At 47.4% G+C, this 22,756-nt stretch carries 13 protein-coding genes; 7 read left to right on the plus strand and 6 right to left on the minus strand.

The features are described 5' to 3' along the window. Positions 1 to 471 precede the first annotated feature (471 nt). Together mfd and QUB20_RS10710 are read left to right on the plus strand one after the other, a co-directional pair. Entirely contained in the window at positions 472 to 4,041 is a 3,570-nt protein-coding gene (mfd, locus tag QUB20_RS10705; protein ID WP_333246126.1) for a transcription-repair coupling factor, read from the plus strand. Between the two features lie 126 nt (positions 4,042 to 4,167). Then, positions 4,168 to 4,827, plus strand: a complete 660-nt coding sequence (locus QUB20_RS10710) for an S-layer homology domain-containing protein (protein WP_333246124.1) — start codon at positions 4,168 to 4,170, stop codon at positions 4,825 to 4,827. A 261-nt stretch (positions 4,828 to 5,088) separates the two neighbouring features. Here QUB20_RS10710 and QUB20_RS10715 read toward each other — a convergent pair whose 3' ends face one another. Both QUB20_RS10715 and gyrB read right to left on the minus strand, forming a co-directional pair. After that, on the minus strand, positions 5,089 to 5,805 hold the full coding sequence (locus QUB20_RS10715; protein ID WP_333246122.1) for a heme oxygenase (biliverdin-producing): 717 nt from the start codon (positions 5,803 to 5,805) through the stop codon (positions 5,089 to 5,091). A 709-nt stretch (positions 5,806 to 6,514) separates the two neighbouring features. Further along, complete coding sequence (gene gyrB / locus QUB20_RS10720) at positions 6,515 to 9,760, minus strand: DNA topoisomerase (ATP-hydrolyzing) subunit B (protein WP_333246120.1); 3,246 nt, start codon at positions 9,758 to 9,760, stop codon at positions 6,515 to 6,517. 258 nt (positions 9,761 to 10,018) lie between these two features. Between gyrB and miaA the strand changes: the two genes are divergently transcribed. Beyond that, positions 10,019 to 10,912 (plus strand): tRNA (adenosine(37)-N6)-dimethylallyltransferase MiaA, encoded by an 894-nt coding sequence (gene miaA, locus QUB20_RS10725; RefSeq protein ID WP_333246118.1) that lies wholly within the window; start codon positions 10,019 to 10,021, stop codon positions 10,910 to 10,912. A gap of 68 nt (positions 10,913 to 10,980) precedes the next feature. On the opposite strand, the gene QUB20_RS10730 is transcribed toward miaA, so the two are convergent. Together QUB20_RS10730 and msrP are read right to left on the minus strand one after the other, a co-directional pair. Next, a complete protein-coding gene (locus QUB20_RS10730; protein ID WP_333243348.1) occupies positions 10,981 to 11,118 on the minus strand; it encodes a hypothetical protein in 138 nt (45 codons plus the stop codon). 138 nt (positions 11,119 to 11,256) lie between these two features. Then, positions 11,257 to 12,240: a protein-methionine-sulfoxide reductase catalytic subunit MsrP gene (gene msrP, locus QUB20_RS10735; RefSeq protein WP_333246116.1), complete on the minus strand. Its 984-nt coding sequence runs from the start codon at positions 12,238 to 12,240 to the stop codon at positions 11,257 to 11,259. A gap of 444 nt (positions 12,241 to 12,684) precedes the next feature. Here msrP and QUB20_RS10740 point away from each other — a divergent pair, with 444 nt between their 5' ends. The 4 genes from QUB20_RS10740 (at position 12,685) to QUB20_RS10755 (ending at position 17,189) form a co-directional block, all read left to right on the plus strand. Beyond that, positions 12,685 to 14,763 carry a serine/threonine-protein kinase gene (locus QUB20_RS10740; RefSeq protein ID WP_333246114.1) on the plus strand — a complete coding sequence of 693 codons (2,079 nt, stop codon included), beginning with the start codon at positions 12,685 to 12,687 and terminating at the stop codon, positions 14,761 to 14,763. A gap of 387 nt (positions 14,764 to 15,150) precedes the next feature. After that, positions 15,151 to 15,720, plus strand: a complete 570-nt coding sequence (locus QUB20_RS10745; protein WP_333246112.1) for a tetratricopeptide repeat protein — start codon at positions 15,151 to 15,153, stop codon at positions 15,718 to 15,720. Between the two features lie 55 nt (positions 15,721 to 15,775). After that, the gene (locus tag QUB20_RS10750) at positions 15,776 to 16,738 is read left to right on the plus strand and encodes a hypothetical protein (RefSeq protein WP_333246110.1); all 963 of its coding nucleotides are present in this window, start codon (positions 15,776 to 15,778) and stop codon (positions 16,736 to 16,738) included. A 157-nt stretch (positions 16,739 to 16,895) separates the two neighbouring features. Further along, on the plus strand, positions 16,896 to 17,189 hold the full coding sequence (locus tag QUB20_RS10755; RefSeq protein WP_333246108.1) for a DUF3288 family protein: 294 nt from the start codon (positions 16,896 to 16,898) through the stop codon (positions 17,187 to 17,189). Positions 17,190 to 17,544: 355 nt separating this feature from the next. Here QUB20_RS10755 and QUB20_RS10760 read toward each other — a convergent pair whose 3' ends face one another. Both QUB20_RS10760 and secA read right to left on the minus strand, forming a co-directional pair. Continuing rightward, complete coding sequence (locus QUB20_RS10760) at positions 17,545 to 18,486, minus strand: hypothetical protein (protein ID WP_333243366.1); 942 nt, start codon at positions 18,484 to 18,486, stop codon at positions 17,545 to 17,547. An 860-nt stretch (positions 18,487 to 19,346) separates the two neighbouring features. Beyond that, positions 19,347 to 22,163 (minus strand): preprotein translocase subunit SecA, encoded by a 2,817-nt coding sequence (gene secA, locus QUB20_RS10765; protein WP_333246106.1) that lies wholly within the window; start codon positions 22,161 to 22,163, stop codon positions 19,347 to 19,349. Positions 22,164 to 22,756 lie beyond the last annotated feature (593 nt).

The raw sequence follows: 22,756 nt of genomic DNA on the forward strand, positions 1-22,756 counted from the left end.
TTGATTTGAGATTTGAGATTTTAGATTTTAGATTGACGACGCCACCAGTATCTGGGGGATTTCCCTCATATCTAAAATTCTTCGATCTTCACAACTTGAGTACGTGGCAGGGTATCCGTCTTTGGGTGCAGTCACAGGAGAGGTCTGGAAGCTGGGAATCTCGATCGCAAAATCGAAATTGTTGTCAACCTGGCCCTATATTAACGGAACTGGCTCGCTCAAGATCGCCGGATCGACATATTAAAGCACAAATCTATCTCCAGTTAAGTTCCCAGGCGTCAATCGATTTTAGATTTTAGATTTTAGATTTTAGATTGAAGCCTTGACTTGCGCGAGATGAATCACGTGGCGGGTATCCTGGATGCTTTCGGTCAACAGCAGAGCGGCACAATCATGGATGTTTGTCGTACAATCTCCTTAACAGGCAAAGGGAAAGAGCCTTCGCCGATCAGGGATTAAAATTAAAAGCGCATGACTTTCTCTTCAATAATTCGTACCCTGGGGCGATCGCCCCTAGCAACAGAACTCCTCAACAAGCTCAAGCGCCATCGCTACGTGCAACTGTCCGGCGTAGCCCGTTTGCCCAAAGGTTTAGTAGCTTCCGCCCTCGCACAGCAAGAAGGGCGGAGTTTACTGGTAGTGACAGCAACTCTAGAAGAAGCCGGCCGTTGGGTGGCAGGGCTGGAGGCTATGGGCTGGCAGACTGTGCATTTTTACCCAACTTCCGAGGCTTCGCCCTACGAGCTATCTTACTCCGACGAGAACGAAATGACTTGGGGACAAATGCAGGTGCTGGCGGATTTGGTCGAGAAACGAGAAACAAACCCTAATTCTAAGCCGATCGCGATTGTAGCTACCGAAAGAGCTCTCCAGTCTCACTTGCCGCCGCCTGCTGCTTTTGAACCCTACTGTCTGACGCTGAAGCGAGGTGCGGTTCAAGACTCGAAGATACTTGACCGCCAACTCGTGTCGATGGGGTACGATCGGGTGACTCTGGTAGAAATGGAGGGCCAGTGGAGTCGCCGGGGCGATATTGTCGATGTCTTTCCGGTAGCGGCGGAGTTGCCGGTGCGGCTGGAATGGTTCGGAGATGATTTGGAGCAAATTCGGGAGTTCGATCCGTCTTCCCAGCGATCGCTCGATAAGGTCGATCGGTTAGTTTTAACCCCTACTAATTTTAACACAATTATTAAAGCAGTTTTATCTGAAAAAAAGGTTGACGAAATCAACGAACTAGGCTCTTTCGATCCAGAAAATGAAGCGACAAATGAAGCCGAAAAATTTGTCCGCAGGCTGTTGGGTTTAGCGTTCGAGCAACCTGCATCTTTGTTGGATTATTTGACTGAAAATACTTTAGTTGTTATTGACGAACCACAAGGGTGCGAAGGTCACAGCGACCGCTGGTATGAGAATGCACAGGAACAGTGGAATAATTGCAATCGGGAATCGGCAGTTGCTGGTGAGGAAACAGAAAAATTGCCAATTGCTAATTTGAAAGTTCCGAAAATTCACCGCACTTTTGCTGAATCTATGGCAGATGTCGCAGCTTTCGAGAGGCTAGAACTTTCTGAATTGGCAGAAGATTCTACGGCTAAAAAACTTCAAAGCTCTGCGGAGGGCGACCAGCTACCGTCTGCGATTAATTTGGCTTCTCGGCCTGTGCCGGTGATGCCTCACCAATTTGCAAAGCTGTCTCAAATGCTCAGGGAAGAGCGCGATCGGGGTTTTACCATTTTTCTGGTTTCTGCTCAACCGAGTCGATCGGTTTCCCTGCTTTCGGAGCACGACTGTCCGGCTCAGTTTGTGGTGAATCCGCGCGATTTTTTGGCGATCGACAAGTTGCAATTGCAGCACATTCCGGTGGCTTTGAAGTACAGCGGACTGGCAGAATTAGAAGGTTTTATTCTGCCGACTTTTCGGATTGTGTTAATTACCGATCGGGAATTTTACGGTCAGCATTCTCTCGCTACTTTTAGCTACGTCCGCAAGCGCCGCCGCGCTGCTTCTAAGCAAGTAGACCCGAATAAATTAAGCCCTGGTGATTATGTGGTTCACCGCCAGCATGGAGTCGGTAAATTTCTCAAGTTGGAACGTTTGACGATCGATCGAGAAACTCGCGAATATTTGCTGATTCAATACGCTGACGGTACTCTCAGGGTGGCGGCCGATCAATTGGGCGCTTTGTCGAGGTTTCGGACTGTAGGCGATAAAGTACCGGATTTAAACAAGCTGACAGGTCAAACTTGGGAAAAAACTAAAACTAAGGTTCGCAAAGCTGTTAAGAAATTGGCAGTGGATTTGCTGAATCTTTATGCTAAAAGAGCTAAACAAACAGGTTACGCTTTTCCTCCTGATATGCCTTGGCAACAAGAATTAGAGGATTCTTTTCCTTACCAGCCAACGCCGGATCAGTTGAAGGCAACTCAGGATGTGAAACGTGACATGGAGGGCGATCGACCGATGGATCGTTTGGTCTGCGGCGATGTCGGTTTTGGTAAGACAGAAGTGGCTCTGAGAGCGATTTTTAAGGCGGTTACGGCGGGCAAGCAGGTGGCTTTGCTCGCGCCGACGACGATTTTGACCCAACAGCACTATCACACGCTATCGGAGCGTTTTTCCCCTTATCCGATCGAAGTTGGTTTGCTCAATCGCTTTCGCACTGAAACCGAGCGCCGGGAGATTCACAAGCGTTTGGCGACTGGGGAATTAGATGTGATTGTCGGTACTCAAGCTGTTTTGAGCAAAGCCATTAAATTTCGGGATTTGGGCTTGTTGGTGGTGGATGAAGAACAGCGGTTTGGGGTTAAGCAAAAGGAAGCAATTAAATCTCTCAAAACAGAGGTAGATGTTCTGACTTTGACAGCAACGCCGATTCCCCGGACTTTGTATATGTCGCTGTCGGGGATTCGCGAGATGAGTTTGATTTCGACTCCGCCTCCCAGCAGACGCCCGATTCAGACGCATTTGGCTCCCTATAACCCGGAAGTGGTGCGATCGGCAATTCGTCAAGAATTGGATAGGGGCGGTCAGGTTTTTTACGTGGTGCCGCGGATTGAGGGGATTGATGAGTTGGCCGTTCAGTTGCAGGAGATGGTTCCGTCTGCCAGAATTGCGATCGCCCACGGTCAAATGGATGCTTCGGAATTAGAATCAATCATGCTGACTTTCAGTGCGGCGGAGTTTGATATTTTGGTGTGCACGACGATTATTGAGTCGGGTTTGGATATTCCGCGAGTCAATACTATTTTAATTGAAGACGCGCAGAAGTTTGGTTTGGGTCAGCTTTACCAGTTGCGGGGACGGGTGGGACGCGCGGGGATTCAAGCTCATGCTTGGCTGTTTTATCCCAAGCAGAACCAACTTTCTGATGCTGCAAGGCAGCGCCTGCGGGCAATTCAAGAGTTTGCCCAGTTGGGTTCGGGCTATCAGTTGGCTGTCCGAGATATGGAAATTCGCGGTTCGGGTGATGTTTTGGGTACTGAACAATCTGGTCAAATGGAGGCGATCGGTTTTGATTTGTATGCTGAAATGTTAGAGGAGGCTATTCGGGAAATTAAGGGTCAGGAAATTCCGAAAGTTGAGGACGCGCAAATTGACCTAACTTTGACGGCGTTTATTCCTGCCGATTACATCGCAGATTTGGATCAAAAGATGAGCGCTTACCGGTCTGTGGCTTCTGCTAATACCCCTGAAGAATTACAGCAGATTCAGGTTGATTGGTGCGATCGTTATGGGCCAATTCCTCTGCCAGCCCAGCAACTTATCCGTGTTGTCGAACTCAAACAAATCGCTAAAAAAATCGGTTTTTCTCGGATCAAACCGGAGAATAAGCAGAACATAGTTTTGGAAACTGCGATGGAAGAGCCTGCTTGGAATTTGCTCAAGGCTAATTTGCCGGAACATTTGCGCTCTCGTTTTGTCTACAGCAAGGGGAAGGTTACTATTAGAGGTATGGCGGTTTTGACGGCCCAAAAGCAATTGGATAATTTGATTGATTGGTTGGGTAAAATGCAGGGCGCTTTGCCGGAAGCAAATCTTTGATTTTAATATATAATCCCCAAATCGAGCGCACCGCCGAAACCACAGAATAATACCGATGGAACCATAAAAAATATTACTGCTGTTTTCATGATGGTTTTAGCGACAGAAAGGATTAAAATCGTGAAAATGTTAGTGAGTATTTTTTTGGCGATCGCGCTAATGCAAGGAGTCCCAATGGCGGTTCAATCTCAACAAATAATTGACCCGATCGATCGGGTTGTGAGTGCTGGATTGATGAATAAAGATGCCAGTGGCAATTTTAATGCTGAGGGCCTTGTCAGTCGCGCCGATTTGGCGGTGATTTTAGTGAAAACTTTTGGTTTGGAACGCCGGAAAACAGCTCAGAAACCGGATAGGGAAGTGCCGGACGTACCGAAGAGTTACTGGGCTTACAGTGCGATTCAAACTGCTTTGAAAACGGGAACGATGAGTGGATATCGCGACGGAATGTTTTTCCCAAATCAAAGGGTGACTCGCGCGGAAGCTTTAGCGATTTTTGCTCAAGCTTACGGGGTTTTTCAGTTTCCTGATGCCAGCATTTCCGAAATTTTAGCTAAGTATCCCGATGCAGGTGAAATTCCTAATTGGGCTAGAAAGTCTATAGCTACTGCACTTTATGAAGGGTTTGTTAATGTTGATCTCGCAACTAATAAGATTAATCCTTTGAAGCCGATGACTCGTGGGGATATCGCTTACGCTTTGAGCAAGTATTTGGAGCGGCAAGTAAGGCCCACTTCTTTGCCTGTCCCGGACGAGGAGCCTCCTGATCGCGGCGTGGGAAGGTGATAGTGTTAAGTTGTGATATCAAATCCGGTAGCATCCGAATTATTCCTCTCTGTATTCTCTCCCTCTGCGTTCTCTGCGCCCTCTGCGGTTAAATAATCCCGATACAACCGGAAACGATATGAGTTAAAAAGTCGATCGCCCGCAATTCAAACACCATGCAAAATCCCGGAGATTTGGTGACTGTAAAAGCAGCCATCAAACCCCCAGGATTTAAGTTTTTCCTCTTAAACGAGGCTCAAATTATTCCCAGTGAGCTTTAACTCAATCAGCAGTAGCCAATTCGGTACTGGCGGCACCGCGCTTCCGCGTCAGGGTATTGAAAAGCATCTGACCGACAGCTTTAATCAAATTGCCCTCTAACTCCATGAACATCTTCATGTTCATGCCAAAAGCTGCATTAGCTTCGTCAACAATTCGCTCTGCTGTTGCTTCGTCAATCGGCAGTTCATTCATTGCCTGACGGTAGTTAGCCTTGAATTCTTTTTCATCAGGAATATCCTGGAATTCATAGAAAGCAGTGCCTTCTCCGTCGGAAAGATTCATCCCGCGCTGAGCAATTCCCTTGAGGATTTGTCCGCCGGATAAATCGCCAAGGTAGCGAGTGTAAGAGTGAGCTACTAACAGTTCCGGTGCGGTCGCCGAAATCTCGCGAATTCGCTCCACATAAGCTTTAGCTGCTGCTGAGGGGGCTACTTGTTCGCGCCAATTCGCACCGTAGTAGTAAAATAAATCTTGCTCTAAGCTGTGTTTGCGATTCAACTCAGAAAAGTTAATTTTTGAAACAACCGGATGCTGCTTTTGGCGTTCCATTTCCTCTTCCATTGCCGAGTAGACAAAGTAGAGGTTTCCTACTAACTTCCGGTAAGAAGTTTTTTCTACAACGCCTTTTAAAAAACACTTGACAAAACCGACGTTTTCTGCCATTGTGTGGGACTTTTTGGTTCCCTCACGCAATTTGGTCGCTAAATTGATGCTCATAAAAAAATTCGGTAAGTGGGAAACTCAGCGTCTTTAGACCTGAGAGGGAAACGGCTCGGCGGTCGAAACCGCCGTCAATCTTTGCATTACACGAGGATTGCTAGATGGGAGTGTAATGAATGTAATGTAATTTCGATGGGACACTTCAGCTAGGGGAGCGTGCATCGAAATTACCCTCTCAAATTTGGCAACCCGCGATCGCATAATGTTTGCTCTTTCGAGCCTCCCTTTCGGGGTGATGTTAGCTTCGACAAAGTTAACGGCCGGTACTATATCTAGGACACTGATTTAACCCAATAAGTCTGTTTAATCCTAAATTTCTAGAGCAAGGAACTAGCTTCGCATTCCCTGGTAGGTCTTTAACTCTTACCGTTAACGTAGTACCAAGGTACTGAGTCTGGTCAACTGCGGTTTAAGTCTTAGGCTAGAAGCCCAATCTCTTTAGACCTGGGTCGTTGACGCTATATTTGTCCAACCTTCTATTTTTGTGGTAGCTGATGGATGCGCCAAAAATCTAAAATTTACCTAAGTGTTTACCTTAGATCGATTTGATGAGAGATTGTATTAATTTTTATAACAAAACCTAGAAACATCAAAGGGCCCTGATGCCCGATCGCCCGAAAGGGCAGAAGGCATCAGGGCCGCAAAAGTTTAGTCATGAGTCCTGAGTCATTAGCTGCTAGCTAACGACTCAGGACTCAGGATTAATTTAGATGTCCAAGTCGAGGAGGTTGAGTTTGGGGCCGTAGGTTTCAATGAATTCGCGGCGGGGGGCGACACGATCGCCCATTAAGATCGTAAAGATGCGATCGGCCTCAGCAGCGTCTTCAATCTCAACCCGTTTCAGCGTCCGAGTTTCTGGGTTCATCGTCGTATCCCACAACTGTGTCGGCATCATTTCACCCAAACCTTTGAACCGCTGAATGGTGTAGTTAGCATTCGCCGGAAATTCATTGCGGATGAGATTGTTCATTTCGCGATCGCTGTAACAGTAGTAATGATTGCGTCCCCGTTCCACTTTATAGAGAGGAGGACAAGCAATATAGATGTAACCTTGTTCTACAAGTGCGCGCTGATAGCGGTAGAAGAAAGTCAGCAACAGCGTGCGGATGTGAGCACCATCTACGTCAGCGTCAGTCATAATTACGATGTGGTGATACCGCAATTGACCCGGATCGAATTCTTCGCCTTTGATGCCCAAACCCAGGGCTGTAATTAACGATTGAATTTCGTTATTTTTGTAGATTTTGGCGTCGTCGGTTTTCTCAATGTTGAGAATTTTACCGCGCAAAGGCAGGATTGCTTGGAATTGGCGATCGCGCCCTTGTTTGGCACTGTTGTGGACAAAAATTCCCGCCCCTAATGCAAAGTTGTGACTGTTGGGCACTTCGATGTCGTAGACATCGTAGCGTTCCTCTACAGCTTCGATCTTGACAACGCGGTGGTTGTAATTCCGAACCGCTTGGCGAGCATATACTTCATCACCATTAAAGTAGCGATCGCAAAACGTCTCAAACTTCAACAAAGTCTTATCACCCTTCATGCGGCGATAAAGATTGTAAGCATCTACATTCATCCAACCTTCTTTCAGGTGGACTGTCTTCAAAGCTTCCAGCGTCTGGCGGTAATAAGTTTCCTTCAAAGTCGCTTTACGTTTCTGGCGAAACTCCGGCGTCCACTGTTCCTTAGTTTTTTCGCGCCGCCACTCCAACAAATTCTCATCTTGCCACTGTTCTTTAGCAAGTTGAGAATGAGTCTCCCGTGCTTCAGGATTGTTAGCAAAATGATTACTCACCCGTTCCGACTGAGCCAAACGGTTTTCTTCGGAACTCCAATACTCTTGCTGGGCTTGGTTCAGCAGTTCATTATTTTGCTGGCGATAAGTTTCATCACTATCGTAAAACTCCCGCCACTTGCTCATCATGTAAGCTTTATACTCTTCATCTTCCCACTGAGCTTTCGCCTGTTCCGAAAGAATTTGTCGCGTTTCAGGCTGCCGCATCCGCTCTTTCATCATCGCCCGAAATTCATCAGTCATGTGAGCTTGACGGCTCTTTTCAATGACATCGGGCCTGTGCAAGGTTTTCTCAAGGTTCGCGCGGTGAAGAGCCAAGTGCTCCTCAGCAGGCAATCGCTGAATATTTGTCGGATTGTTGTTGAGTTTGTTAAAGTCAACGTGATGGCGGTGATTGCCGTCAGATGCGAGATAAACGCCATGTTTCAGGTTGTAGAAATCCGCTAAAAGATGGGTGTAAATCCACTTATCACTGTTGGGATTCCAAACCATTTCGTAACCGTTAAGTCCCTGACCCTGTTTGTTTTTTTCCGACAACTTGCTGTGGAACGGCATTAATGAATCTTCCGGTGTCAGCATGGCTGCTGCTTTGTAAGTGCCATCCCGCAACATGAATGGATGGTCGGGAGTGCAAGTTATTGTCTCCCCATTGTCTAATGTCAGTTTGACAACTTCAGCATTTGCTTTAGTCATCCGAGCATTAGTTATTCGCTCAAACCCGATGTTTCCACTCTCGCGAATGGTGTAGCAAAAGTGTTCTTTACCTTCTGCTTGTTCGTCAACTATCTGTTTGATAGTTTTTGTGGTGCCGTCAGCTAATTTTATTTCCTGAAAAGAATAAAAACAGCCCCCCGCTGAATCCCCCTCGACCAGGTATATCTCAGACAGGGCGGGGTCTCTGGAGCTACAGTCCGCTAATTTTCCCGGCAAAGGAGACGATTCTAAGACAGATTTTCGGCGCACTAAATCGCGGGCACGACGGGCAGCTTCAGCGGCCTTAAATGCCTGAATTGCTTTTTCCAAAATAGCGTCGGCTACTTGGGGGCGAAACTCTAAATATTCTGTCAATACTTCGCCTACCAAGGAATCGACAATTCCCCGAACTTCTGTATTTCCTAGCTTAGTTTTAGTTTGACCTTCAAATTCAGGGTCTGGGACTTTGACAGAAATCACTGCTGTCAAACCTTCGCGCACGTTTTCGCCGGCGAGGTTGGGCTCGTTTTCTTTGATTTTGTTGCGCTTGCGGGCGATCGAATTCATCGTCCGCGTCAAAACTGCCTTCAAACCTTCTAAGTGCGTGCCACCGTCGATCGTCCGAATGTTGTTAGCAAAACCGAGAACGTTGTCGCTAAAAGCATCGACGCACCACTGCAAAGCCACTTCTATCTGCACGTTATTGCGTTCGCCTTGCACGTAAATCACTTCTTCGTGCAAAGGCTGCTTTTCGCGGTTCATGTAGGCGATATATTCCTTGATTCCGCCCTCATAACAGTATGTTTCGATGCGAGGTTCGCTACTTTTGAGCAGTTCCAAACGGTGGTCGCTAAACGTAATTCTCACGCCCGCATTCAAGTAACCCAATTCTCGCAAGCGCCCAGCGAGTATAGTGTAATCAAATTCAATGCCAGTGCTAAATATTTGAGTATCTGGCAAGAAAGAAACTGAAGTGCCGGTGCGAGTGCCTTTGTTGGGCTTGGCAGTAAGTTCAGTAACTGGATTGCCTCTTTCGTAGCGCTGTAAATGTTCTTTTTGGTCGCGCCAAACTGTCACTTCTACCCACTCGGACAGCGCGTTAACAACAGAAATACCTACACCGTGCAATCCTCCAGAAACCTTGTAGCCACCACCGCCAAATTTACCGCCGGCGTGGAGTACAGTCATTACTGTTTCTATTCCCGATTTGCCAGTCTTGGCAACGATGCCGGTCGGAATACCCCGGCCGTCGTCTGTCACGGTAACGGAACCGTCGGCGTTGATGTCAATCTCGATGTGAGTGCAGTGGCCAGCCAGCGCCTCATCTATGGAATTGTCCACAACCTCGTAAACTAGATGGTGGAGTCCTCGCGGCCCGGTGGTACCGATGTACATCCCCGGCCGTTTACGGACTGCTTCGAGACCTTCGAGAACTTGAATCTGGTCGGCGCTGTAGCTGCTGGTCATACAAAAATAGCTCCAATAATGAGGCCTAAAGCCCCGAAAGCTTCTAAAATGGGAAAACTCCTAAAATTATAGCACAAAACCGTTAAAGGCGATGCTAGGGCTTTCTGAAGGGAAATTTATCGTGGGGAGGGAGGGGAATAGTTTTGAGATTGCTTGAGGACTGCCCAGGCCGATCGCGGTGAATCAGGGGAGGGAGAGAAAGGGAAGCATTGATAGCAGAGGATTTGAGAGTTTTTATAGGGAAATGTGCTACAGCTTATGCCTAGATTAATTACGATTTGCGGGGCGACGGCGACTGGGAAGTCGGGAGTGGCTTTGGCTTTGGCGGGGCGACTACAATCCTCGATCCTCAGTGCGGACTCCCGTCAAGTGTACCGCGAATTTGACATCGGAACGGCAAAACCGACGGCGGTCGATCGCACTTGTGTACCCCATCACTTAATTGACATCTGCGATCCGACAGAAACTCTAACACTCGCAGACTACCAGCAACAAGCTCAAAATTTAATTGCTGCTGTTGATTCTCCTCTGTTGTTGGTGGGAGGGACGGGCTTATATATTAAGTCTGTAGTCAAAGGTTTAAAAATTCCGAGGGTAGCACCGATGCCCGAATTGCGATCGCAACTTGCAGAACTCGGACAATCTCAATGTTACGCGATGTTGCAGCAGGTCGATCGCTCTGCGGCTGAGAAAATTCACCTCAATGACCCAGTAAGAACTTTAAGAGCACTGGAAGTATTTTATGTCACCGGTCGCCCTATTTCCGAACAGCAGGGCGAAACTCCTCCCAATTATCCTATTTTACAAATTGGGTTGGATTGCGATATCGAAGTTTTGGTCGATCGGATCAAACAGCGCACCGAACAAATGCTAGAACGCGGTTGGATCGCTGAAGTAGAATATTTGTGTAAAAAATACGGCTGCGATTTGCCACTTTTGAACACGCTGGGCTATCAGGAAATGAAACAATATTTGGCTGGCGACATTAAGCTGGAAGAAGCTAAAGAATTAACAATTTTGCACACGCGGCAATTTGCGAAGCGTCAGCGGACATGGTTTCGAGCCTATCCTGAAATTGAATGGTTCGATGTTAGCATACCCGATTTGTGCGATCGAGTTTGGCGGAGGGTTGCAGAGTTTTGTGAACAATAAAGAGTTTTTTTACCGCAGAGGGCGCAGAGGGCACAGAGAAAGAGTAAGGAGAGATGTAAGTGTTATTTTTAATTTGGCAAAATTTCTCTAATTCTTTGCCGAAACAAACGCACAGCAGCACGCTGTCCGACTGTTCTGCTTTGTGCGATGAAACCGGGAATTTCAGCAACTGGTAAAAAGGGAAATGCTAAACTGCGATCGCACATTTCATATTTCCCTTTTCTCGTTCCCAGGATCTGCCTGGGAATGCCTGAATCCGAGGCTCTGCCTCGCACAAATAGGGAGGCAGAGCCTCCGGATCTGCGTTCCTAGGCTGAGCCTAGAAACGAGGGGAAATCCGTCAATTAACTGTACAAACTCGCCACATATTCGCCGTAACCGTTATAGGGCAAAGTTGGGCGAGTTTCCCACGACCAACTGTTACCGGGGCCGACTATGCGTTCGCTGGCCTGCGACCATCTGGGGTGCGGCTTGTCGGGCTCGACATTTGCTTCAAAGGCGTATTCGTTGGGGCCGATTGTATTCCAAAAAGTGGCGGGCTGTTGTTCGACAAATTCAATTTTGACTATCGACTTTGCGCCCTTAAAACCGTATTTCCAAGGAATCACTTGCCGCAGCGGCGCACCATTTTGTTTTGGTAGCCTTCGGCCATACAAGCCTGTGGCGAAAAATGCTAAATCGTTCGCCATTTCTTCAATTCGCAGGCCTTCGGTATAAGGCCAAGGATAAAATTGCGACATCAAACCGGGGCCGGGAGTAATTTTGGGGTCGTAAAATGAGGTAAAGCGAACGAATTTAGCCTTCGATTGCGGTTCGACATCAGCCATCAGTAATTTCATGGGAAATCCGACCCAAGGAACTACCATCGCCCACGCTTCTACACAGCGAAATCGATAAACTCGTTCTTCGATAGGAAATTTTTTGTAGAGGTCGTCAATATCATAAGTGCGGGGATTTTTTACTAAACCTCCTACTTCTACTTTCCAGTTTTCTGTTGGCAAAGCTTGAGCGGCTTGCCAAATAGATTTTGTGCCGCCGTATTCGTAAAAATTGTTGTATTTTGTAGCTAAGGCTTCGTCGGTAATCGCTCGATCGACTTTCGCAAAGTCGGGATTCCGGCTCAATTCCGAATATGCTTGGGTTGAGCTTTGATCCAGAGCAGTTTTTGAGCTAGCATTGCTTTGGCAGCCGGTCAGTGGCAGCAGCGAAGCAGTCACGCCGGCGCCGATTAAGTTTGTCATGAAGCGGCGGCGGTTGAGAAAGGCTGTTTCTGGGGTAATTTGGGGTTCGAGAATTTCCCAAGGTTTGGGAACGCGAATTAACGGCATAAGTAATAGTTAAAAGTTAGTAGTTAGTTTGGCAAAAATTGCCTAAGTTTTAATCAGCTAGTCGATTTGACATGGGAAATTTGAACTTTTAGATTCACTCCATAGAACAAAGAATCGCCGATGTTTGGCAAGACCTCGCCATTGCTTTGCTGCGATCGCACTGAAAGTATTCGCAATGACAGTATAACGTAATTCGGTAACAGCAAATCCCGCCGATCGCTCGAATGAGCTCGGTACGATCGACCTATTAAACCTCGCTCGCAGGAAAGTCAGCAATAATTTACGCGCGATCGACCGCAGCAATTGTGGCGAAAATCTGGGAAACAATTATGATCAAGCAAAGATTCCAATTATTTCATTTGTCCACAGGAAGCGGCACGCACCGCCCCGCTTTCCTCCCCCACCAGCAAGAATGTCGGACGGGGGTCTCCAGCGGAAAGAGAAATGAGTTACTGCATCAATCCCCATTGCCAGAATCCCCAAAATCTCGATCGCGCGACAGTCTGCAAAAGTTGCGAGTCGAACTTGCTGCTAAAAGGCCGCTACCGAGTCTTTCACACCCTCGGTCAAAGTCTCACTTGCCGCACCTTCTTAGCCGTCGATGAAGACCAACCTTCGCAACCCCGCTGTGTCATTCAACAGTTCTGCGCGCCCGCAGGCACAGCGGACGGTCAAAACCCCCTAAACCGGACATTTCGCGGCTCAGCCTCAGTTCTCGACGAGTTGGGGAAACATCCGCAAATACCGAAACTGCTGGCATCTTTTGAACTCGAAGGCTGCCAGTATTTAGTGCAAGAATACATCGAAGGCCGCAATTTAGCCGATCGGCTTTCAGAAAAAGGTGTTGTTAAAGAAATTCAAATTTGGTATCTGCTGAGCGAATTGTTGCCAGTCCTGCAATTTGTTCATGAAAATCAACTGATTCACGGAGATATCAAACCGTCGAATATTATTCACCGCAAAAATCCCCAAGCATCCCCAGCTTGGGCAGGGAAAGAGGGTTTACATTCCGTGTCTCAGGAAAGTTCCTCTGGGCTAGTTTTAGTCGATTTCGGCGCGGCAATTCCGGCAAACAGCGGGCCGCTGAAAAGAGAAACGGTGACAGGTTCTGCGGAATACGCCGCCCCGGAACAAATTAAAGGCCAAGCGATTAAGAGCAGTGACATCTACAGTTTGGGCGTCACTTGCATTCACTTGTTAACGGGAATGTCGCCCTTTGATTTGTTTGACATCAAAGCCGAAAGTTGGGCTTGGAGGCATTATTTGAAAGTACCAGTTTCGGCGCGACTCGGCCGCATCCTGGATAAAATGGTGCAGCGAGAACCATCAAAACGCTATCGATCGACCCAGGCAATTCTCACAGACATGAATTACGGCCCGGCATCGGCACAAGTGATTCTCAGCAAACCCAAGTGGAGTTTAGCCATGTGGGGAGCAAGTACGGTTGCCCTGCTGTCCGTAATGCTGGGTGTTCGCTTGCCATCTCCTGCACCGCAGGCTTTCACTTCTTCTAAGCCTGTTTCTAGCATTCCCAAAATTCGGTTCAATCCGCCCCCGATGCAGGATTTCAACGGTGATGCATCGCAGTCCCGGCCTGCAGTGCGGACTCTGGCGGATCTAGACAAAAACCCGGTTTGGACGGTAGCAGTTGCTCCCCAGGGCCGCGTGATCGTCAGCGGGAATAACGACGGCACAATTCACTTGCGGCACAAGCGTCACGGCAAGCTGCTCAAGGTTTTAGCCGGACATTTGGGGCCTGTGTGGTCGGTGGCCGTCAGCCCCGACGGCAGGACGATCGCCAGCGGTGGCGTTGACGGTACGATTAAATTGTGGAATTTCTATTCTGGCAAGTTAATTCGGACTTTGGACGGACACCAAGACGGCGTGTTCTCGGTGGTTTTCAGTCCCGATAGCCAGACCGTGGCCAGTGTCGGTAAGGACAAAACTTTGAAGTTGTGGCAAGTCGAAGGCGGGGCCGAGTTGGAAACTCTCAAGGGGGTTTTGGACGAGGTGCAGTCGGTGGCTTTCAGTCCTGATCGAGAAACTTTGGCGATCGGCAGCAGCGACGGTAAGATCAACCTGTGGAACTGGCAGACTGGGGAATTCAAAGACACTTTTTGGGGTCATTCCGAGGCGGTTTGGTCTCTTGCCATCAGCCCGGACGGTCAAACTCTCGCCAGCGGCAGTTGGGACAAGACGGTGAAGTTGTGGGATATCAGCCCAAATCATCACTCCCAGAAGCCCGACGGTTCTCTGCTGCGGACTTTGAGTGCCCATTCCGACAAGGTTAAGTCCTTGGCTTTCAGTCCCGACGGAGACAAACTCGCCAGCGCCGATTTGAGCGGCACTATCAAGCTGTGGCGGCTGAGTCCCGGCCAGCGGTGGCAGATGAGTCCCGCCGACACGGTGGTCACGCTGAAGGGTCATTCTACTTGGGTGGATTTGGCTTTTAATCCTCAAGACAAAACTCTGATCAGTGGCAGTTTTGACGACACGATTAAGGTGTGGCGACTGTATCCTTAATTTTTTCGATCGCCCGTTCAATTAATTTTTGAACAGCTAGGGCGATCGAACATTCAGTTAATTGATATATCAACACTTCGGACAGTTTCAATGCCCACGCATGGGGTGCTAGAAACCCGGTTTCTATGACTTTTGCTAACAGGAACGATAAATCTACTGAGCAACCGGGTTTCAGATAATCAAGAGTGCGTCCAGGACTTTGCTGGCTTTTATCTGCCTTTAATCGGGGTGCCGTGAAACCCCTATTCTACGGTTAGTAATCAAAAACTGTCCGAACTGTTGGTACAAAAACAAATTTAAAATTGAAAATAGTCATAATATCCCTAGAAATCGCGGTTGCTAACTAACAGTTGTGGTAAAGTAGTTTTGGCTGTTAAAGTAAAATCTATGACCGCAAATTCCGAGTTAGCAGAGCAGTATTTGTCAGCGGGCGAGAGCCTCCAGAAATCAGGAAAACTTGAGGAGGCGATCGCTCAATATCAAAAATTACTAGCCATTCCAGCAGATAATGCGATCGCACTCAACAAGATCGCTGAAGTTTACTATGCTCAACAAAAATTTGCAGAGGCGATCGCATCCTGTTACCAAGCACTTCGCCAGCAACCGAATTTCGCCGCCGCCTACAAAACTATAGGCAATATCCTGCAAGCCCAAGACAAAATAGACGCGGCGATTCGCGCCTACTCCAAGGCGATCGAATTTGATCCTAATTTTGTCGAAGCCTATGTTAACTTGGGCAGTATGTTTTACAAACAAGGCCAGCTCGATGACGCCATAACTTACTATCAAAAATCTATCGTTATTCAACCAGATTTAGCCGTCGCTTATTGGAATTTAGGCAAAAGTTTGGAAGAGCAAGGTCGAATTAATGAAGGTTTATTTTATCAAAAAAAAGCTCTAAATTTACAGCCGGAGTTAGAAGCTAGAAGCAATTTAGTAAAAAATCACACTTACTGAAGAGGAATGTTATAGTCGGAATAATTCAATTATTAATGATGCAAGCTGGATCAACATGGAAATTAGCCAGAATCCGCTCCAATTCCTAACGGCTAAAGTACAAGAAACTGTTGCCGACACCCAAAACTTAGCCAACGAAATCGCTGCTAAAGTTGAGGAAAGTGCAACTGTATTAACAGGGTGGGTACAATCAGCGCCAAGTTCCATTGTTAGTGCCGGGGCGATCGCCACTCAAGAAGCTTTTAAAATAGCACATAACATCCGTTTTGAGAACCTGCCAAGAAATCTGCAATTGAAATTTGCTAGGGCTGGGGTGCGTGACGGCATCCGAGATGTGCAAGAAGCAGCAAAAGTATTTGAATCCATACCCGCCCAAATTCGTGCCCAAGGCCCAGAAGCAATTCGCAACTTCTGTCAAGATAAAGATTGGAGTCACATCCAAGCACACGTCAATGGAGGTGGAAGCGAAGCTGCTAACGGGATTTTTGAATATTTTTGGGTGAATCGTGCTCGCGGTGGTGCAGACATGACTGCTGCCGAATTAGCAGTCGCTAAGCAAGTTTTAGCGGATGCAGCGTTTAAAGCAGCAGTTGCGGAAATCGTTGGGGCTGCAATGAAAGGGGCGATCGCAGCAGCAGTAATTGAGTTAATATTTTCTATCTTAGAAAATTCGCTATTGTGCGTGGAAGGCAAAATTACGCAGTCAGAGTTAGTCGAACAAGTCGCCACTGCCACCGCCAAAGCTGGCATTGCTGGCGGTGTTATTACTGGCATTCTGTTAACACTGTGCATGATATTTCCCCCCATTGCCGCGCTTTTAGGTGCCGCAGCGATGCCCTTGGCGGTTGCAGGTATTGGCTTTATGGGAATTCGCGCCTGGGAAATCTTTTGTCACGGCGATCGACTATTTGGTATTACTGAACAAACACAAAAATTTCTGGGGATGACTGAAGCGACAACACAAGCAAATAATCAGAATCTTGACTTTTTCAAGAAGTCGAAGTTTTTGGTATTCTGATGATTGGGAAATATAAATATGTAGTTAAACACCAAAAATAATCCTAGAACAACCTGAATTGTAGGGGCGGGTTTTACCAACCATAATAGCCTAAGACTAATAATCTTATAAACCCGCCCGCTCCCATGTAATGTTTATTTCTACCCACTTACTTAATATGGATTCACTAGAAAAAAATCAAGATCAGCAGCATCCGCAATACAAGCGCGATCGAGCCAGTGTCAATAGTTTATTAGCAGGAGAAGCAAGCGAATACAATTTATCGGAATTAGCAAGATTAATAATTCGCTACCGAGGCTTTCCCGGCGCTAGAGATATCCAAGCAGACTTAAAAAAAGTCCTGCTGAAATGGAATCATACCGAAGAAACTCTTTATGAACAAACCCGTAAAATTCACACTAAAGGTGAAGTTTACAGGCGACAAAAAAGCGATCAAGAAGATTGGGTTTAACTTGAGAAACCGGGTTTTTGGCAGTTTCTGCGGGCTGTAATGCGTCTTCTCGTAAAAAAACCCGGTTTCTGACGGGCGGTGCGTCTACGACTATTCAAGTGCATTGCGATCGCCTCAAGTCAAACTCAAAGGCGATCGCACTTAATTCCACTCAACTAGGCCCGAAAAGCCCGCGCTACAGAAACTACCTTACAACAAAAACATTTGTTGTAATATCGCTTTGAGCAACCGCTTCAACCATACCCAAATAGTTAGTGCCGACGTTAATTGCCGTAGCACTGACAGCAACTCCTCCATTCAGATTAAAACTTACAGCTTCATTAGTTTCTAACCACTAAATCGCCCGTACTGCTATTTATTGACAAGCTACCCTCGTAAAATACATCCCACAACTCGGGCAGGGTGTCCAGCTTCCTGTGCTTGGATCGAATTGCAATGTACCCCTGTTGCTTCCACTTGCCAATTGGAAGTTCACAGCCTTTCCATATCCCCTCAACCGACAAAACGTATCTGCCCCCAATTGGCGTGCGTTAGGATCTAGCCCATTAGCACCTTTTAGCGCTACATCAATTGGGATACCATTTTCACCGACAGGATTTTCAAAAAGGCGGATGCCACTGTTACCTCCATTTGGCGTTGGAGTTGGTGGTGTAGGCTGTGGTTTAACTGGGGTAGGCGGTTGTGGTAATTTGCACCAGCTAAACTCTAAATCATTCAAAGCAGTATCATCTCCCCTTCCTTGCTGACCTTCAACTTTCGCGCGAACACCACAAATTGCCGAATTCGGCGGACCTGTTACCCAATTTGGTGTCCAAGCTCCCCATTGAGCTCCACCAGATGCTTCAATTACAGTGCTATTACTATTACTACAGCCAAAAGTTACAGAATTTGCTCCTGTATCATCACCATTGCCTTGTGGTGGTTCTACTTTCAGTTTAAATGCTGTTGCATAACTTCCTTTCGGGCAATTAGCTCCTTCACCCCAATTCCCCCAAAATCCCGGATGTGGTACAATCCGCTCGACCATGTTTCCCGCACGATCGTAACAATATAAGGCAACAGCATTGAGTGCAGTATCGTCGCCCCCACCTTGATTCGGTTCAACCCTCATCGAATATCCACCCACGTAGCTACCACCAGGGCAATAAATTGCGGTAGACCATCCTCCCCAAGGTGTGGCATTAGGAGCATTTTTTACGCCAGTAATGTCATTGCGAAAAGAAGCAGCACTAGCAGTCAAAGCGCTAGTGATAAGAGAAAGCGCTAAACCGCTGGCAATCCACACATTATTTTTCATAACTAAACCTCTCAATTGTGATGATTCTGGTCAATCGTCAGGGGATATTTTTTACACTCCCCGATAGCAATAATCCGGACAGTTTTTAGGCGTTGCTGAATTTAGGTAGGAATTCACATTTCCCAATTGCTATAAGACCCGGGAGGGTGAGTTTTGTAACATCAAGCGAAAAGTTGATTCATACCGTGAATCAGCAACACCAGTTTTTATATGGCCCAATGGCTTATTCTGTAGGACTTTGAGCCACTGTGGATAATTAAATCAATGTCAGCTCCACCCCGCTCGTTGCATTTAATTGGACTTTATTTATGATCCTTGCGCCGCGTAAGCTTGTAGTCTCGTTCCAAAAACTGTCCGGAGTATTGCGATAGCAAAGGCGGTTAAAAATTAGGCTAAAATGAAAGAGCGACAGTCAAAGTTCAAGAATTCACTAAATTGTAATACCCTTACTTTGCACCACTATTTGTGATGTATCCCCACCCAATAAAAATTATGTTTGGGGCTTCCGATATAGTGATGGGATGAGCCAGACGGAGCTATTTTCTGATGTATTCTAGCTTCTTTAATGGCTAATATCGTTTCCGGTTGGAACGGAATTATTTATATATTTGGATGGTCAGTGCGAGCGAGACGCTCGCACTACTCTATACTGCATGATTCCGATTTAACCGGATTTGATATAACTTCTTTCTGGCACGATCGCCCTTTTTCTTAACAGACTTCTTGGCAGAAACAGATGAGAGTTTTGACTCAGACGATTGTTGGTTCGCTTTTATTGGTTGCATATCGCTAACCCCACCCAAATCAAAGATTATGGGTGGAGACTGCGCGATCTCATTTTCCTTCAATTTTCAACTGCGTCAAACCATCTCTGGTGAAACTTGCATTGCCGGCTGCGGCTGGAACTGGAACAGCGAATAAACCACATTGCGGCGGATATCCGTCATCATGTCCAAGAACAGCTCGTAACCTTCAGTTTTGTACTCGATTAACGGGTCTTTCTGGCCGTAACCGCGCAGCCCTACCGACTCGCGCAAAGCATCCATTTGTTGCAAATGTTCCCGCCACAAAGTATCAATTTGCTGCAAAATAAAGAACCGTTCCGCATCGCGCATCAATTCAGCTCGGATTGCATTAACTTCCGCTTCTTTCATGTCGTAAGCGTTGCGGACTTGTTCGTGTAAGAAAGTTTTAATTTCCTCAACGGACAAATCTTCTAGCTGATCCGGTGTCATGTCAGCCAGCAAATAAACAAATTCCTTCACCTTGCTCACAAGTTTGTCGAGTTCCCATTCTTCCGAAGGTAAGTCGGGGTTGATGTATGCTCCCACGATGTCGTCCATCGTCTGTTCGGCATACCTAATTACCTGTTCTTTGGAGTCCAAACCTTCCAATACTCGGCGACGTTCCGCATAGATTGCTCGACGCTGATTGTTCATCACTTCGTCGTATTCAAAGACCTGCTTGCGGATATCGTAATAGTAGGTTTCGACTTTTTTCTGAGCGCCTTCGAGGGAACCAGTCAGCATTTTAGATTCGATCGGCATATCTTCCTCCACACCGAAAGCCTTCATCAAACCGGCCACCCGTTCGCCGCCGAAAATCCTGAGCAAATTGTCATCCAAACTCAAGAAAAACCGCGTAGAACCCGGGTCTCCTTGGCGTCCCGCCCGGCCGCGCAACTGATTGTCGATCCGGCGCGATTCGTGGCGTTCGGTACCGATGACGTGCAAGCCTCCCAACCGCACGACTTCATCGTGTTCGGTGCTGGTAAAAGCATCGTACTCCCTGCGAGTTAAATTGTAAGCTTCCCGCAATTTTTGAATTACGGGGTCTTTTGTCGGCGCTTTTTCCGAAGCTATAGCCACGATATCATCGGCTTGCAATTCCGTGAGCGATCGCTCCCCGTACTCCTTCACCGCCAATTCCACCGCCGCTTTGAGCATTTGCTCAGCATCTTTCGATAGCTGCGTCGGGAAAATCTGCGCCGAAGCTTTCCAAGACTTTACCTTTTTCGCAGTTTGACCAAAACCTTGAGGTGCGGGGCGGCCGCCAATACCGGGTACTTGCACCAGCGAAAACCCGTCCTCATCTTCGGGTTGCACAATCCGGGGCATAAAATACTCCCGCAACTTCAGGCGCGCCATATACTCAGAATTACCGCCCAAAATAATATCAGTACCGCGTCCCGCCATGTTTGTCGCGATCGTCACAGCGCCTTTGCGTCCGGCTTGAGCAATAATTTCTGATTCCCGTTCCACATTTTCCGGTTTAGCATTCAGCAAATTGTGAGGAATTTTCCGTTCCAGCAGCAGCCGCGACAGCAACTCAGACTTTTCCACACTCGTAGTACCCACCAGCACCGGCCGACCGATCTCGTGCATTTCCGCGCATTCTTGGGCGATCGCATTCCACTTCCCCGGCTCCCCCTTATAAACCATATCCGAAAGGTCAGTACGGCTGGTAATCCGGTTAGTGGGAATCAGCGTTACTTCCAGATTGTAAATCTTCTCAAACTCCGTCTCCTCAGTCTTCGCCGTCCCTGTCATCCCCGACAGCTTCGGATAAAGCAAAAAGAAATTCTGATAAGTAATTGTCGCCAGCGTCTGAGTTTCCGGCTGAATTTCCGCCCGTTCCTTAGCTTCGATCGCCTGGTGCAAACCGTCACTCCAGCGCCGTCCCGGCATCACCCGGCCGGTAAACTCATCCACAATCACGACTTCGCGATCGGCATTGACGATGTAGTTAATATCCTTAATAAACAATTCCTTCGCCTTAATCGCATTAAAAATGTAATGCGCCCAAGGGTCAGCCGGGTCGTACAAATCCGTAACACCCAACAAATTCTCAGCTTCACCAAAGCCTTCATCGGTCAGTAGCACATTCCGAGCTTTTTCGTCAACCTCGTAATGTTCTTCATTTTCCTTTCTCAGAGCAGCAGCCACCTCAGCCGCCCGGATATACTTCTCACTGGGGCGTTCCACCTGGCCGGAAATAATTAAAGGCGTCCGTGCTTCATCAATCAGCACCGAGTCAACCTCGTCAATCACGCAAAAATTAAAAGGACGCTGCACTACATCTTCCATGACAGTAGCCATGTTGTCCCGCAAATAGTCAAAGCCGACTTCGCTGTTAGTCGCGTAGGTAATATCGCAGTTATAATTTTTCTTTCGTTCCACCTGATCCATGCCCTGCTGAATCAGTCCCACAGTCAATCCCAGGAAGCGGTGCACCTGTCCCATCCATTCCGCATCCCGCCTTGCGAGATAATCGTTGACGGTGATGATGTGTACGCCTTTACCGTTGAGGGCGTTGAGGTAAGCCGGTAGCGTCGCCACCAAAGTTTTGCCCTCACCGGTTTTCATTTCGGCAATTTGGCCTTTGTGGAGGATGATGCCGCCGAGGAGTTGGACATCAAAGTGGCGCAGTCCCAAAACCCGCTGTCCCGCTTCCCGCACCACTGCAAAAGCTTCCGGCAAGATTTCGTCTAGGATCTCTTTTTCTTCGTTGATAGATTTAGCTTTTGCCAGACGTTGTTGAAACTCGGCCGTTTTTCCTCTGAGGCCGTCGTCTGAGAGTGCGCGGAAGTCTTCTTCCAAAATATTGATATCAGCTACCCAAGGCTGAAATTTTCTCAGTTTGCGCGCGTTGGGATCGCCTAGCAGATTTTTAAACATGGCAGGAGAGGCAGATTTTTAATAATTTAGCTATTAGCTTTCAGGGTTACGGGCTGTAGTGTTAGCCACAACATATACCCTCCCCGATTGTAGCAACCATTGGGTCTCCTGGGCCGTCGCTGGGGGCGATCGACCGATTTTGGATTTTAGATTTTGGATTTTGGATTGAAGAATTGACCGAAAGCATCCAGGATACCCGCCACGTGATTCATCCGTCCAGAAATAAAAAACCTGTATCCGATAAAGGAGCCCCCCAATTTATCCGTGGGGTCAATGCTTCAAATCTAAAATCTAAAATCTAAAATCTAAAATCTAAAATCGATTGACTTCTCTTGTCCCTTGCTGATTAAGCAAATCATTTCCACAAACTATTGAGTAGGGGCGTTATGCGGGCAGTTTGTGGATTAGGTGTATAGCCCGAAGGCGGATGAGGAGATTTTAGAGCAACGAGAAGTCATTGTAATTATGTCATTCTGAGCGAACCGAAGAATCTCGCTCGATTCTTCGCGGAGTTTACTTGCAGAACCCTTCACTCCGTTCAAGGGTAAACTCCGGGTCGGGCTCAGAATGGCAGACATATAGATGCGTAAGTC

Origin of the sequence: Microcoleus sp. B4-C2, assembly GCF_036705265.1 — a bacterium.
In the GTDB taxonomy this organism is placed as follows: domain Bacteria; phylum Cyanobacteriota; class Cyanobacteriia; order Cyanobacteriales; family Microcoleaceae; genus Microcoleus.

What these genes read in the sequence shown, in the direction of transcription:
- QUB20_RS10755 (WP_333246108.1), top strand. Translation starts at nt 16,896, where the DNA reads ATGGATTCACTAGAAAAAAATCAAGATCAGCAGCATCCGCAATACAAG.
- secA (WP_333246106.1), bottom strand. Translation starts at nt 22,163, where the DNA reads ATGTTTAAAAATCTGCTAGGCGATCCCAACGCGCGCAAACTGAGAAAA.
- QUB20_RS10745 (WP_333246112.1), top strand. Translation starts at nt 15,151, where the DNA reads ATGACCGCAAATTCCGAGTTAGCAGAGCAGTATTTGTCAGCGGGCGAG.
- QUB20_RS10760 (WP_333243366.1), bottom strand. Translation starts at nt 18,486, where the DNA reads ATGAAAAATAATGTGTGGATTGCCAGCGGTTTAGCGCTTTCTCTTATC.
- gyrB (WP_333246120.1), bottom strand. Translation starts at nt 9,760, where the DNA reads ATGACCAGCAGCTACAGCGCCGACCAGATTCAAGTTCTCGAAGGTCTC.
- QUB20_RS10730 (WP_333243348.1), bottom strand. Translation starts at nt 11,118, where the DNA reads ATGTGCGATCGCAGTTTAGCATTTCCCTTTTTACCAGTTGCTGAAATT.
- miaA (WP_333246118.1), top strand. Translation starts at nt 10,019, where the DNA reads ATGCCTAGATTAATTACGATTTGCGGGGCGACGGCGACTGGGAAGTCG.
- QUB20_RS10715 (WP_333246122.1), bottom strand. Translation starts at nt 5,805, where the DNA reads ATGAGCATCAATTTAGCGACCAAATTGCGTGAGGGAACCAAAAAGTCC.
- QUB20_RS10750 (WP_333246110.1), top strand. Translation starts at nt 15,776, where the DNA reads ATGGAAATTAGCCAGAATCCGCTCCAATTCCTAACGGCTAAAGTACAA.
- mfd (WP_333246126.1), top strand. Translation starts at nt 472, where the DNA reads ATGACTTTCTCTTCAATAATTCGTACCCTGGGGCGATCGCCCCTAGCA.
- QUB20_RS10740 (WP_333246114.1), top strand. Translation starts at nt 12,685, where the DNA reads ATGAGTTACTGCATCAATCCCCATTGCCAGAATCCCCAAAATCTCGAT.
- msrP (WP_333246116.1), bottom strand. Translation starts at nt 12,240, where the DNA reads ATGCCGTTAATTCGCGTTCCCAAACCTTGGGAAATTCTCGAACCCCAA.
- QUB20_RS10710 (WP_333246124.1), top strand. Translation starts at nt 4,168, where the DNA reads ATGTTAGTGAGTATTTTTTTGGCGATCGCGCTAATGCAAGGAGTCCCA.